Source organism: Rhizobium sp. 05L419, from assembly GCF_056397845.1.
Genome location: NZ_JBFTOF010000018.1, coordinates 83,922 through 97,319, shown reverse-complemented (window position 1 = coordinate 97,319; position 13,398 = coordinate 83,922). Strand labels below are relative to the sequence as shown.

Here is a 13,398-nt window from a genome sequence, read left to right as displayed (position 1 = left end):
AAGCCCGGGAGGAATTGAAATGGTCGAGACGGCACTCTCGGTAAGAGACATTCACAAGAGCTTCGGCGGCGTCGAAGTCCTGAAGGGCATATCGTTCGAGGCGCGCAGGGGCGACGTGATCTCGCTGATCGGTAGCAGCGGTTCGGGAAAAAGCACCTTGCTTCGCTGTATCAATTACCTTGAGACACCGGACAAGGGTGAAATCTCGGTTGCAGGCGACGTGATCCGTACGGTACCGACAAGAAACGGCAAGCTTCACGCCGCGGATCCGCGCCAGCTGGAACATATCCGCACGCGGCTCGGAATGGTGTTCCAGAGCTTCAATCTCTGGTCCCACCGAACCATCCTGGAAAACATCATCGAAGGACCGATCCATGTGCTCGGCATCTCGCGAAAGGATGCGATCGCCGAGGCCGAGGTGTTGATGGAGAAGGTCGGCATCACGCCAAAGCGCGACCAATATCCGGCGCAGCTTTCCGGCGGCCAGCAACAGCGCGCGGCCATCGCCCGTGCGCTTGCCATGAAACCGGAAGTGATGTTGTTTGATGAGCCCACCTCGGCGCTTGATCCCGAGCTTGTCAACGAGGTGCTGCAGGTCATCAAGAAACTTGCGGAAGAAGGCCGTACGATGGTGATGGTCACGCATGAAATGGCGCTCGCGCGTGACATTTCGAGCGAGGTCATCTTCCTTCACAAGGGGCTGGTGGAAGAGCGCGGGGCACCCGACACCATGATGAAGGACCCGCAATCCCCACGACTTCGTCAATTCCTTCAGATGGCATGAGCACGACGATGAACGATATCAACTTCAAGGCATTCCTCCCCCAACTCGTCGATATTCGCCACCGCCTTCACGAGATGCCCGAGATCGGCCTCTCCGAATTCAAGACGTCTGACTTCATTGCGGCACAGCTCGAAAAATGGGGATACGAAATCACCCGCGGTCTTGCCACCACGGGCATCGTCGCGACGCTGCGCGCCGGCAACAGCAACCGCGCAATCGGCTTCCGGGCCGATTTCGATGCCCTGCCGATGCAGGAAGAGACCGGCCTGCCCTATGCCAGCCGGCACCCTGGTGCGATGCATGCCTGCGGCCACGACGGACACACCAGCATGCTTCTCGGCGCCGCCTGGGCTCTATCCCAGGACAAGAGCTTTTCCGGCACCGTGCATCTCATCTTCCAGCCCGCCGAAGAGAATTTCGGCGGTGCAAAGTTGATGCTCGAGGATGGCCTTTTCGAACGCTTCCCCTGCGATCAGATCTTTGCACTTCACAACTGGCCGGGCATACCAACGGCTACCTTCGCGACACGGGCCGGCCCCGTGGCAGCCTCGATCGACGTGGTCACCATCAAGGTCAGGGGCAAGGGCGGACACGGTGCGCAACCGGAAGAAACGGTCGATCCTGTTGTTGTTGGGTCCAGCATTGTCATGGCGTTGCAGACCCTCGTCTCGCGCAACATCTCGCCTCACCAGCCTTCCGTCGTCACCGTTGGTTCGTTTCTGTCAGGTTCCGCATCCAACATCATTCCTGACACCGCAGTGCTCGAAATCAGCATGCGCGCGATGAGCCCGAAGGTCCGCGAAGAGATACGCGACCGGGTCATGCAGGTCGCGACGTACCAGGCAAAAAGCTACAACGCCGAGGTGGCTCTCGATTGGCAGGTCGGATATCCCGCCACCATCAATGACGCCGAAGCGGTCCGCGCGGCGAAGTCCACAATCGCGCAGCATTTCGGCGAGGACGCGCTCATCGACCTAGACCTGCCTTTGATGGGAAGCGAGGATTTCTCATTCCTTCTGGAAGAAGTTCCCGGCGCCTATGTCCTGATCGGCAACGGCGACAGCTCCGGCCTGCACACCACGACCTACGATTTCAACGACGAGATCCTGGAGCGCGGTGCCATGTACTTTTATCATCTGGCCAAGGACCGGCTGGGCTAGCAGAAAGGATGACGCGTGTGCAGCCCATCGATGTCCGGGCTAATCCCGGCGCGGGCTGCACCGGGCGATCTGGATCATGACATATCGTCGGCATGATTAGCCCCGCACAAAATGCACGTCTTTCGGAAGTGCCGAGAGAATTTCCGGGCCGTCGTCGCGCAGGATGACGATATCCTCCAGGCGGATGCCGAAGCGACCCGGAAGATAGATGCCGAGCTCGATCGAAAACACCATGCCGTCTTCGAGAACGGTGCCCGACGTCGCCGTGATCAAGGCAGTTCAGGCCGTCGATGCCCATGCCGTGGCCCGTGCGGTGCACGAAATATTCGCCATAGCCGGTATCGGAGATGACTTTGCGTGCAGCAAAGTCGACATACTTTGCCAGGACGCCCGGTCTTGCCGCCTTCAACGCTGTCTGCACGGCCTTTTCAACGATGGCGTGAACGTCTTCGTCGCCTTCCGGCGGCAGGCCGATGACGGCGATGCATGTGATGTTGCAGGGAAATCCGCCCTCGAAGGCGTCGTCTTCCTGAACCATCCGATCGCTTGCAGAGTGATGCGGAAATGCGCCGTTCGATCCGGAGCCGACGATCAAGAATGACGGCTCCGGGCCTACAGACGAGAAATGGCCGCGAATGGCCGCTTTGGAACTTCACGTCCGTGCGCAGGTTGAGAGTGTAGGTTACTTTGGCGGTTTCCCAGCCGGTTGCCAGCAGCGGATCGTAGCCCGGCTGTCACGGCTTCAGGATAACAAGCGTATCGTAGACGTTGAACATCAAGACGGAGTCGGCGTAGTCGGAAGGCTTCGCTGCCGGCCGGCGATTCATCGAGCCTCAGGACCGTCTCCGCCTTGGCTTAGGTGCAGAACGACGTCGCGGCCATGAGAGCGACGGCGATCATCTTGATGCGCTGCGCAGGCTTGCCGCGCGCTTGACGACGAGGCTCGTTTCCGGCGCGCCCGAAGGCATGTCGTCGCCAAAGACGTCCATGGTGCAGGTGTGAAAGATGGTCGTTGGTTCCGTCGTATGGTTCCAGGTGACGTGGGTACGGGTCGAGGGGAAGTGCGCGGAATCACCCGCCTCCAGGATCATCCGTTCGCCATCGACCTCAAGCGTCAGCGAACCCTCGACAATGAAGAAGATCTCCTCCCCTTCATGCGCCATGGGCTCGCTTCGGAAGCCCGGTGGCTCATGGATCAGCGTGCTTCGAAGGACGTTGCCGGGAAAAGACGCGGACAGGCGTTCGTAGGTGACGGCGCTGCCCGGAACGCCGCCAAGCGCATAGACCGGTCGCGTTTCCCGGCGTGTCACCGGCGCATCGCTGCGCGGCGATTTGAAAAACGATCCGACGTCGACCTTGAGGACCCGGCAAACGGCGACCAGTGACGTCAGGGAGGGAACCGTGATCCCTCGCTCGATTTGCGAGATGAAGCCCACGGAAAAGCCCGCCTGATCGGCTACCTGCTGCAACGTCAGCTTGAGCTGCCGACGACGGTCGCGCAGTCGGTCCCCAAGCATGACCTCGCCTTCGATCTCTCCCGCCTTTGCGGCTTTGTCAGTCACCAGTGCTCCACCCATTTTTTAGTATTGCTTCAATGAAGCCCCAAACTCGCTCGCTGTCAAATGGTTTTTAGCAATACTAAAAAAGGATGTTGCATTGATGTAGCGTCCAAGGGACCGCCCTTGGCGGACGGCGCCTTCGGCGGAGCTGTCGCAGGAAGCGCCAGTTCCCTTCGAGCACGCGGCAAACCGCATGCTGAAGAGATCGATTTTGGTGGGCCAGCGCATCCTCGGCCGACGGTCTACACCAGCCGCAAGCCCGTCAGCGCGACCGCCCGATGAAATCGGACACCACGGCTGCGACCATGGCAAGCGATACCGCACCCGCGTCCGGATGACCGATGCTCTTTTCGGCAAGCGGCCTGGCGCGGCCAAGACGCGGCGTGAGTGCAGAGGTGGCATTGGCTGCATCCTGTGCTGCGCCGGCAGCAGTCTTCCATGCCTGGACGAGCGGCTTGCCTGCGTTTTCGTCGCGAGACAGGACTTCCACGAACGGCACCAGCGCATCGACAAGCGTCTTGTCGCCGAGCCAAGCGCGACCCAAATGGGTAACGCCATCGAGGGCAAGTCTTGCGCCCTCAACGATCGCTTTGTCATCAGGCGCATCGGCATCGGTCAATGCATTGCTCCAGGACCTCAGCAAAAGACCCCAGATCGCACCGGATGTGCCTCCTGCCCGGTCCGCCCACGCGTCGCCTCCGAGCGCCAAGGCGGTGTGCGCGCCAGCGCCGGCATCGACCGCCGCAGAAATGGCCTTCGCTGCGGCATCCGAACCGCGCCGCATACCCTGCCCGTGATCGCCGTCACCGGCCACTGCATCGATCCGGCCCAGTTCGGCTTCTTCCGTTTTCAGCATCGCCGYGATGTCGACAAATAGGTCGCTGATGCAGCGTGCCACTTTGCGTGACACTTCCGAAGCCACGGGGATCGTGGGGGTGACTTCCTCGTCAACGATAGTGTCCGTCCTCAGGTCCGCGGGGATCGTGCGTCCCATGCGGAAAGCAGGTGCGTCGCATGGCGCGCTCCAATGACCTTCCAGTTCTTCGTCGAGCCAAGTCAGCGTCAGTGAGCAGCCCTGCATGTCGAGGCTGGTCACGAATTCTCCTGCCTGAGGATAGACCAAGTCGAGACCTGCCGCCTTCAACTTGTCCTGCACTGCTGTCCACAGCACGAAAAGCTCTTCGTACTTCGTGGATCCAAGCCCATTGAGCACAGCGGCAACCCGATCACATCCGTCTGGTCGTTCAGCCAGCAGCTTGCCGGTCAGAAGACCCGCAAGATCGGTAGCGCTTGCAACATCCTGTTCGCTGATGCCCGGTTCGCCGTGAATGCCGAGGCCAAGCGCCATGCGGCCCTTGGGTACGGTGAAAAGTGGCTCTTTGGCACCGGGCAGCGTGCAGCCCGCAAACGCCACTCCGAAGGAAACCGTGCGGTCGTTGGCTAGTCGCGCGATCCGCTCCACTTCATCGAGCGAGAGGCCTGCTTCGGCTGCCGCACCGGCAATCTTGAAAACCACGAGATCCCCGGCGATGCCGCGCCGCAATGCGTACGTCTCGGCCGGAGCGCTGGCCACATCGTCCGTCACCGCAACGATACGCACATCGATCCCCTCGGCGCGCAACCGCTCGGCGGCAACGCCGAAATTCAGAACATCGCCGGCGTAGTTGCCGAACCCGATAACAATACCGCCGCCATTGTCTGCGTGGCGGCAAACACGGGCAATCGCGGCGGTCGAGGGCGATGAGAAGACATCGCCGGCAACGGCGGCATCCGCCAAACCCGGCCCCACGTAGCCTGCAAAGGCAGGATAATGCCCGGAACCGCCGCCGACGACGACCGAAACCTTGCCTTTCGGCACGGTCGTTGAACGCACCACGCCGTTGCTGACAAGACGCACATGGCCAGGATAGATCTGGCAGAAACCGGCAAGTGCAGTGGAGGCAAATTCCTCAGAGGCATCAAAGATCTTGGTCATCAAACGGTCCTCGATTACGCGGCGATATGCGGCCGTAGATTGTCGCGGTTGGCAGCGCTGACGGACAGACCGTCACCGCCACAACGCAGGCAGACGAAAGGCTGTCGAAGCCCGCCAAAGCGCCAGCTTGATTGCGGACCGCATATTTGAGCAATCCCGATTCGAGTGCAACCCGCCGCCATCACATCGCCGCATATATTATAACTATTAAAATATCATGATATTTGTGATATTGTGATTATCCCTTGTTCCGTTTTTTCCCCTGTGCCATGCTATTCTGGGACATCATGCTGACCCTAGAAATAGCGGGCTCGACCCGCAACAAGGCCAGAGCTCTAATTTCGTCGGCACACAGGCATTTCGTTCGACCATCGACATGGGGAGATCTTAGATGGCACGCATCACGCTGAGGCAGCTGCTGGACCACGCTGCGGAGGGAGGCTACGGCGTTCCCGCCTTCAACATCAACAACATGGAACAGGCGCTTGCCATCATGGAGGCCGCGGACGCATGTCGTGCGCCGGTCATCATGCAGGCATCACGTGGGGCGCGCGCCTACGCCAACGACATCATGCTGAAGCACATGATGGATGCCGTCGTCGAAATCTACCCGCATATTCCGGTCTGCGTGCATCTCGATCACGGGAACGATCCGTCGAGCTGCATGACGGCGATCCAGGCCGGTTTCACCTCGGTGATGATGGATGGCTCGCTGAAGGCGGATGCCAAGACGCCCGCCGACTGGGCCTACAACGTCGGCGTCACCAGGATGGTGACGGACATGGCGCATCTTGGCGGCATCTCGGTCGAAGGCGAACTCGGCGTGCTCGGCTCGCTGGAAACCGGCATGGGCGAAGCGGAAGACGGGCACGGCGCCGAGGGCAAGCTCTCGCACGATCAACTGCTGACAGACCCGGACGAGGCCGTGAAGTTCGTGCGCGAAACAAAGGTCGACGCACTGGCGATTGCCATGGGCACCTCGCACGGCGCCTTCAAGTTCACCCGGCGGCCAGACGGTTCGGTGCTGGCGATGAACGTCATCGAAGAGATCCACCGCAAACTACCGAACACGCATCTCGTCATGCACGGCTCCTCCTCGGTCCCGATCGAACTGCAGGAGATCATCAACAGGTATGGCGGGCAGATGAAGCCGACATGGGGCGTGCCGGTCGAGGAAATCCAGCGCGGCATCAAGAATGGCGTGCGCAAGGTGAATATCGATACCGACGGCAGAATGGCGATGACCGGCCAGATCCGCCGCGTGCTGCAGGAAGACCCAAGCGAATTCGACCCGCGCAAATATCTCAAGCCGGCGATGGCCGCGCTGGCCAAGCTTTGCAAGGAGCGCTTCGAACAGTTCGGCACGGCTGGGATGGCAGGCCGGATAACCCCGCTCACGGTGTCGGAAATGGCCAAGCGCTACAAATCGGGATCGCTCGATCCGGTTTTCTCCTGAGCCGCAACCTATGCTGAGGCCGGGCGCGGTGCCTTTTCCGGTCCGGCTGCAGGCGTCCTGCTTGTCAGCATCTGCCCGTGGAACTTTTCAAGCTGGGTGACGACATCCTCGATCTCGCCGGCGTTGCGCTCGGGGCTCCAGCCGAGCGCGGCCCCGGCAACACCGGCGATTTCCCTCAAGCCCTCAAGCGTCAGCTTGCCCTCGATGGCAAGCGTCGTCCGGCGAAGGACGATATCGGCGAGGTGGACCACAAGCTCGTTTCGAGCGATCCAGTCGATCTCCTTGAGGCTATATGCCGGCGCACCCGTCAAACACTGCTCGTCGGTATATGCCGAAGCGAAAGCGAGCAAGGCCGCAGCCGTCGTGCCATAGCGGCCAAGCAGTTCGTCGACGCGGTCTACGGCCATTCCCGTCCGCGCCGCAGTTTCATTGATCCAGACGCTTCGTTGTTGCCCATCCGCCGGAAAGGCCTTTCCACCGCCGATCGGCAGGTACCGGGTCGATTGCCTGCGGGCGTGCTGCAGGCGTGCAAGCACGGTATCGGCGACTTCCTCCGCAAAGCCGCGGAAGGTGGTCCACTTGCCGCCGACGAGCGAGACGATCGGAAACGGCCTGCCCGGTTCCGGCTCCTTCACGGGGGCGGAGTGATCGCGACTGATCAGCCCCGGCGCCGTCGCATCGCAAGCAGGCAATGGGCGAATGCCGCTATAGCTGAAGACGATTTGCTCGCGATCGAAGCGAAGCGTCGGAAGCAGCGAGCGTAGGCTTTCGAGGAAATAGTCGGTCTCCGGTTCCTCGCAGCGGACATTTTCCGGATCGTCGGCCGGGATATCCGTGGAACCGACCAGCGCCAGGCCGAGATAGCTGTATACGAGGCAGATACGCCCATCGTCGGCCTCGAAATAGATCATGTGGCCGTTCAGGCTGCGAACCAGCTCGGGGTGATCAAGCAGAATATGGGAACCCTTGGTGCCGCCGATCATCTGAGAGGGAGCGCCTAGCGCGCGATTGACGTGATCGATCCAGGGGCCCGCGGCATTCACCACCAGCCTGGGGGTGACTGCGAGTTCACTGCCGTCCGATCGCCGAAATGTCAGGCGCCCGCTGGAGACGGCTGTCAGGGATGCAAAATTGGCGGCAAGGCTCTTCGCATTTGCCTCGAGCCCATCCTTGACCAGCTCGTAGACGAGCCGCTCGGGCCTGCTGATCTTGGCGTCATAATAAATGCCGCCCGCGACGATCGCCGGTGTGATGTGCGGCATCTCCTTGCGTGCCTGCCTCTTGAGGATCAACCGGTGGCGCGGCATGACCTGGTCGCGCGAACCGAAGAAATCGTAGAGGCCAAGCCCGATCTTGATCAGGACAGCTCCACGGCTGCGCGGCGCGGTCTTGGAGCCGAGCATCGTGCGCAGCGCCGCCCAGATACCCCGTGTCCAGGAAAAGACCGGAATGAAGGTCGGCAATGGTTCGACGCAATGCGGAGCGTTCTTCAGCAGCAGATTGCGCTCCAGCGTCGACTGGGCGACCAGGCCGAATTCGCCCGTCTCGAGGTATTTCAAGCCACCATGAATGAGGCGCGAGGGCGCAGCGCTCGTTCCGGAACCGAAATCGGCCTTGTCGACGATCACGCAATTCACACCTTGCGCAGAGAGATCGCGAAACAGGCCGGCACCGTTTATGCCCGCGCCAACGATCAAAACGTCGATGTCACCTTCTCCAAGGTTCGAGAAGCGCTGCTGCATGTCGGGTGTCATGATCTTTTCGTCCTAAATTGCCCGGCAATTTGCGCCGGGGCGTCTGCCTCAGCTTGTCGATTGCTCCGACGCAAGGGCTGCAATCTTCGGCCAGAGAGGTGTCATCGCTTCGGCGATCTCGCGGAAAACCCGGTAGCGATTTTCGTAGTCGGCGCTGCGCACGGCATCCGGCAGGCATGTCTTCGCGATGCGGGTGACCTCGCGCGGATCGCTTTGCGGATCGGCATAGATGCCGGCACCGGATCCGGCACAAAGAGCTGCCCCCCAGGCCGCGGCCTCGTCCGTTTCGGTTACCGTCACCGGCATGCCGAGCACGTCGGCGAACATCTGCACGACCAAGGGATTGCGCGAGACGCCGCCCGCAAGCCTTGCCTCTTCGAACGCAAAGCCGTCGCGAAGGGCATCGACATGAATGCGGTGATTGAACGCGATGCCCTCGAGCACGGCCCGGAGCATGTCGCCGCGGTCGTGCCAGCCGCCGAGGCCGAAGAACCCGGCGCTGGCCACGGCGCCATAGGGAGAACCAAACAGATAGGGATGGAAGAGCGCCGTCGACGGCCGGTCGAAGGCCGCTTCGATCTCCGGTGCCAGCAGCGCATGAATGGAACTGCCTTCTTTCTGTTCGCCAGCACAGAGCTTGTCCAGAAACCAGTCGTAGTTGGCGGTCGATGCCGGCGAGATCGACATGCTGTTCCAGATGCCGGGCGCGATCCCGTTGCGGCAAAACCACCGCCGATCGACCCGCGGTTCGGACGACAGCGTCTCGTTGATCGAATAGGTGCCGGCGATGATGGCAACGACGTCCTTTGCGTAGCCCCCTGCTCCGAGCGCCGACGCGGTGACGTCATGCAATCCCGCGACAACGGGCGTCCCGCTGGCAAGGCCCGTCAGGTGCGCTGCTTCACGCGTCACCCACCCGACAATCTGGTCGGAGCGCGAAACCGGCGGCAGCGCATCGACGAGGTCCTGCAAGCCGAAGAGCCGGAGCGCGTCCTGGCTATACTCCTGCGTCCTGACATCGGTGAAGGAGGTGCTCGCCTCTGTGCGGTCCGTACCGATGATGCCCGTCAGGCAGAACCGCAGCCAATCCTTGCAGCTCAAGAAATGCTTGATGCGCGCGAACCGTTCGGGCTCCATGTCGCGGATCCAGGCAAGCAGCGCCGACGGTGCGGAAACGTGCGGGACCTGCCCCGTGAGTTGAATTGCCTGGTCGGCAACATTGCTTTCCATCCACCGATCGACGAACCCGCCCGCCCGGCTATCCAGCGACAGGATGGCGCGGCCTAGAGGTTTCTGTTCCTGGTCGAGCAGATAGATGCCGTCACCATGGGCGGTCGCCGCAATGCCTTGGATATCGCTTGCCGGGCGGTTGCTGAGCGCGATCGCTTCACGGATCGCGTCTGCCGTCGCGCTCCACAATTCGTTCATGTCCCGCTCGATATGGCGGGCGTTCGGAACGAACTGCGTGACGCGGCGGCGGGCCACCGCGAGCGGCGTCCCGTCTATATCGAAGATGACAGCCTTCGTGACCGTCAGGCCACTATCGATCCCGAGCAGACTCGGCATTCACTTTTACCTCGCTAACAGCAACAGGCCTGTCCCGTCACGAGCGCCCTCCGGCACCCTTGGCGATGACGACGTTGATATCCCGGGACCGCATGCGGTCGATGTGCACGGGTTGGGTCTTATCGTCGACGATGACGACGTCGAACTCATCCAGTGCTGCGAAACTATGGAGGGCGCGCCGCTCGAACTTCGTGTGATCGGCAAGCAGGATGCGCTTGACGGAACTGTCGAACATGGCGCGCTTGGTATCGACCGTCTCGGGCGACTGGTGCAGCACCGTGCCATCGCTGATCGCCGACATGGAAATGAAGGCAACGTCAGCCCTGAGCCCCTTGATCTCGTTGATGGTCATGCGCCCCATGAAGGCGTTGCACCAATTGTAATAATGGCCGCCAAGGGCGAGCAACGTCACATCGTGCATCCCCGTCAGCGCGTTCATCAGCGTCAGGGAGTTGGTGATCGCGGTAACCGGCACCTTCGAGGGCAAATGCGTCGCCATCTGAAGAACCGTGGTCGAGTCATCGAAGAAGATCGCCTGCCCCGGCTCGACGAACTGCATGGCCGCCTCGGCAATCAGTTTCTTCTCTGCGGACTGACGGTTCGAACGGTAGACATCGCTGGATTCGATGAGATTGGTCGCTGCGGCGGTAACGATGCCGCGTGTCTTTCTGAAGAGCCCGCGGCTGACCAGTTCATCCACGTCGCGATGGGCCGTCATCAGGCTGATCCCGAAACGGTCCGTCAGGTCTTCGATCCGCATCGAGCCTTCACTCATCACTGCCTCGGCAATCATCCGCCGGCGCGCGATCTGGCGCGTCTGCCGGCTGTCGCTGGTAAGCTGGTCCAACAGACCTTCGCCCTGGCTCGTCTTCTGTGTCACGGGTCACCCTTGTCGCTGAATTCTGGATCAGAACTTCGTACAGAAATTGCCGTGCCAAGGCAAAAAAGTGAAACGGAACGGACGGTTGCCCGCGAGCATTGGAAGGGGCGCCCTTTCGAGCGCCCCTGGTTGATTACTGCGACAGGACGAACGGACCCGTGTACTTGTCGACGTTGTCCTTGGTGATCAGCAGGCAATCGAAGAGCTGCTTTTCGCTCTTTGCACCCGTGCTGCCATTCTTGATAACGTTGTCGGCCTGCTTCACGGCTTCTGCAGAGAACACGGCAACCGGCTGAAGGACCGTGTACTGGAGTTCACCGGCCTTGATAGCAGCAACGGCGTCCGGAGAGCCGTCGAAACCGCCGACCTTGATGTTGGCGAGCTTGCCGGCTTCCTTGAGGGCCGCGATGGCGCCGAGCGCCATTTCGTCGTTTCCGGAAATGACGCCGATGATATCGGGGTTTGCCTGCAGCATGGACTGCATCTTGTTGTGGCCCTGGGTACGGTCCCAATTGGCGACTTCCTTGGCGGCCTTCTTGAGGTCCGGATACTGCGAGAGCACGGTTTCATAGCCGTTGGAGCGCGTCGCGGCATTGTTGTCGGACGGTGCACCGAAGAGTTCGGCATAGTTGCCTTTGTCGCCGACGGCTTCGACCCACTGCTGGGCACCGAGTGCCGCACCCTGGGCGTTGTTCGAAACGAGCTGCGCCTTCGCCAGGCCTTCCTGGTTGATTTCAGCGTTGACGAGGATGACCGGAATGCCTGCAGCAACAGCCTTCTTCACCGCACCGACAGAGCCGTCGGCATTCGCCGGGTCGAGGATGATCGCTACCGACTTGTTGGTGATCGCCGTGTCGATCAGGTTGCTTTCTGTGTTGGTGTCACCCTTGTGCGCACCGACCGATGCCGTGTAGCCAAGCTTTTCGGCTGTCGCCTTGGCAACATTGCCCTCCGTCAGCCAATACGGGTTCGACGGATCGTTGACGATGACCGTCATCATGCCAGCTGCCCAGGCCGAACTCGCGAGGAGCGGTGCAACAGCTACGGCGGCGAAAAGTATGCGCATGCCTGTCTTAAACATAGTCTCTCTCCCATTAGTGAGCTTCGTTGTTACCGGAGAACCCGGCGGTGCTTTCCCCAATCGGCCTTTTCGAAATCCAGGCTGCCGTCGCGGATAAGTTTCAGTCAGAGCCGTCAGGACGATTTGACCCGGCGACCGTATTGAATGCTGTTCATGAGGACGGCGAGAACGATCACCGCGCCCGTAAAGACCGTCTGCCAGTAGGCAGAGACGCCGATAATCACGAGGCCGTCCGAAAGAAAGCCGATGACGAAGGCGCCGAGCATGGTGCCGCGAACCGTGCCGCGGCCGCCGGTCAGAGCTGCCCCGCCGATGACGACGGCTGCAATCGCGGTCAGTTCGTAGGTGGTGCCCGCCGTCGGACMGGCCGAGGTCAGCTGCGACGAGAGCACCAGTCCGGCAATCGCGGCACACACACCGGAAAGCACATAGACGATGATCTTGACGCGCTTGACCGGGACGCCGGACAGGTCAGCTGCCCGTTCATTGCCGCCTGAGGCATAGAGCCAACGGCCGAATGCGGTGCGGCTCAGCACGATGCCGCAAACGATTGCCAGAACCGCAAGGACGATGACGCCGATCGGAATGCCGGCAAGGCGGTTGAAGCCGAGCCAGTCGAAGCCGGTATTGCCGAGTTCGGGACGGCCGCCGAGATTGTTGTAGGTCAGGCCGTTGGTCATCAGGAGCGCGATGCCGCGGGCCACGTAGAGCACGCCCAGCGAGGCGACGAAGGCTGGCACCTTGAGATAGGCGATCAGCACGCCGTTGACTGCACCGACCAGCGCACCGAGTGCACATGTGATGACGACGACAGCCCAGACCGGCGGATAGAGGATGACGCCGAAATTGTCGAGCGTGACGCCCTGCATAAGGAACCCTGCAATGCAGCCCGCAAGACCAAGGGTCGAGCCGACCGATAGGTCAATGCCGCCATTCAGGATGACGAGAAGCATGCCGATCGCCAGGATACCGAAGATGGCGACGTGGGAGGCCATGATCAGAAAGTTGTTCAGCGTGAAGTAGTAGGGCGACAGGAACGAGAAGACCGCGATGATGACGATCAGCGCAAAGAACGCCCGGCCTTCCAGGATCAGGCGCACGATGTTGGTATTGCGCTTCTGCCCATCGGAAACTGACTTCTTTTCGGTGAGGTTTGTGACTGACATAATCAGTGCTCCATAGT

General features: G+C 61.1%; 11 protein-coding genes and 1 pseudogene. 3 read left to right on the top strand and 9 right to left on the bottom strand.

Annotation, left to right across the window (positions count from 1 at the left end):
• Window positions 1-19 precede the first annotated feature (19 nt).
• Window positions 20-784: an ABC transporter ATP-binding protein gene (locus tag AC1DMK_RS21115; RefSeq protein ID WP_477861705.1), complete on the top strand. Its 765-nt coding sequence runs from the start codon at window positions 20-22 to the stop codon at window positions 782-784.
• Window positions 785-792: 8 nt separating this feature from the next.
• Window positions 793-1,944, top strand: coding sequence for a M20 aminoacylase family protein (locus AC1DMK_RS21110; protein ID WP_037058429.1), 1,152 nt, complete (start codon window positions 793-795; stop codon window positions 1,942-1,944).
• Window positions 1,945-2,040: 96 nt separating this feature from the next.
• Here AC1DMK_RS21110 and AC1DMK_RS21105 read toward each other — a convergent pair whose 3' ends face one another.
• From AC1DMK_RS21105 to AC1DMK_RS21090, 4 genes and pseudogenes are all read right to left on the bottom strand, one after another.
• Window positions 2,041-2,217: a M24 family metallopeptidase gene (locus AC1DMK_RS21105; protein WP_477861702.1), complete on the bottom strand. Its 177-nt coding sequence runs from the start codon at window positions 2,215-2,217 to the stop codon at window positions 2,041-2,043.
• A 73-nt stretch (window positions 2,218-2,290) separates the two neighbouring features.
• A pseudogene (locus tag AC1DMK_RS21100) lies at window positions 2,291-2,539 on the bottom strand (M24 family metallopeptidase); the annotation flags it as partial.
• A gap of 301 nt (window positions 2,540-2,840) precedes the next feature.
• The gene (locus AC1DMK_RS21095) at window positions 2,841-3,506 is read right to left on the bottom strand and encodes a helix-turn-helix domain-containing protein (RefSeq protein ID WP_477861700.1); all 666 of its coding nucleotides are present in this window, start codon (window positions 3,504-3,506) and stop codon (window positions 2,841-2,843) included.
• Window positions 3,507-3,765: 259 nt separating this feature from the next.
• Window positions 3,766-5,478, bottom strand: a complete 1,713-nt coding sequence (locus AC1DMK_RS21090) for a dihydroxyacetone kinase family protein (RefSeq protein ID WP_477861698.1) — start codon at window positions 5,476-5,478, stop codon at window positions 3,766-3,768.
• Window positions 5,479-5,869: 391 nt separating this feature from the next.
• Here AC1DMK_RS21090 and fba point away from each other — a divergent pair, with 391 nt between their 5' ends.
• Window positions 5,870-6,934, top strand: a complete 1,065-nt coding sequence (fba, locus tag AC1DMK_RS21085; protein ID WP_037058347.1) for a class II fructose-bisphosphate aldolase — start codon at window positions 5,870-5,872, stop codon at window positions 6,932-6,934.
• Between the two features lie 8 nt (window positions 6,935-6,942).
• On the opposite strand, the gene AC1DMK_RS21080 is transcribed toward fba, so the two are convergent.
• The 5 genes from AC1DMK_RS21080 to AC1DMK_RS21060 form a co-directional block, all read right to left on the bottom strand.
• Window positions 6,943-8,688, bottom strand: a complete 1,746-nt coding sequence (locus AC1DMK_RS21080) for a glycerol-3-phosphate dehydrogenase/oxidase (RefSeq protein WP_037058346.1) — start codon at window positions 8,686-8,688, stop codon at window positions 6,943-6,945.
• Window positions 8,689-8,736: 48 nt separating this feature from the next.
• Window positions 8,737-10,254 carry an FGGY-family carbohydrate kinase gene (locus AC1DMK_RS21075; protein ID WP_477861694.1) on the bottom strand — a complete coding sequence of 506 codons (1,518 nt, stop codon included), beginning with the start codon at window positions 10,252-10,254 and terminating at the stop codon, window positions 8,737-8,739.
• Window positions 10,255-10,291: 37 nt separating this feature from the next.
• The gene (locus AC1DMK_RS21070; protein WP_477861692.1) at window positions 10,292-11,134 is read right to left on the bottom strand and encodes a DeoR/GlpR family DNA-binding transcription regulator; all 843 of its coding nucleotides are present in this window, start codon (window positions 11,132-11,134) and stop codon (window positions 10,292-10,294) included.
• 133 nt (window positions 11,135-11,267) lie between these two features.
• Window positions 11,268-12,215 carry a substrate-binding domain-containing protein gene (locus AC1DMK_RS21065; RefSeq protein ID WP_477861691.1) on the bottom strand — a complete coding sequence of 316 codons (948 nt, stop codon included), beginning with the start codon at window positions 12,213-12,215 and terminating at the stop codon, window positions 11,268-11,270.
• Between the two features lie 113 nt (window positions 12,216-12,328).
• A complete protein-coding gene (locus AC1DMK_RS21060) occupies window positions 12,329-13,381 on the bottom strand; it encodes an ABC transporter permease (protein ID WP_477861689.1) in 1,053 nt (350 codons plus the stop codon).
• Window positions 13,382-13,398: the final 17 nt, after the last annotated feature.

What these genes read in the sequence shown, in the direction of transcription:
- AC1DMK_RS21115 (WP_477861705.1), top strand. Translation starts at nt 20, where the DNA reads ATGGTCGAGACGGCACTCTCGGTAAGAGACATTCACAAGAGCTTCGGC.
- fba (WP_037058347.1), top strand. Translation starts at nt 5,870, where the DNA reads ATGGCACGCATCACGCTGAGGCAGCTGCTGGACCACGCTGCGGAGGGA.
- AC1DMK_RS21075 (WP_477861694.1), bottom strand. Translation starts at nt 10,254, where the DNA reads ATGCCGAGTCTGCTCGGGATCGATAGTGGCCTGACGGTCACGAAGGCT.
- AC1DMK_RS21080 (WP_037058346.1), bottom strand. Translation starts at nt 8,688, where the DNA reads ATGACACCCGACATGCAGCAGCGCTTCTCGAACCTTGGAGAAGGTGAC.
- AC1DMK_RS21065 (WP_477861691.1), bottom strand. Translation starts at nt 12,215, where the DNA reads ATGTTTAAGACAGGCATGCGCATACTTTTCGCCGCCGTAGCTGTTGCA.
- AC1DMK_RS21110 (WP_037058429.1), top strand. Translation starts at nt 793, where the DNA reads ATGAACGATATCAACTTCAAGGCATTCCTCCCCCAACTCGTCGATATT.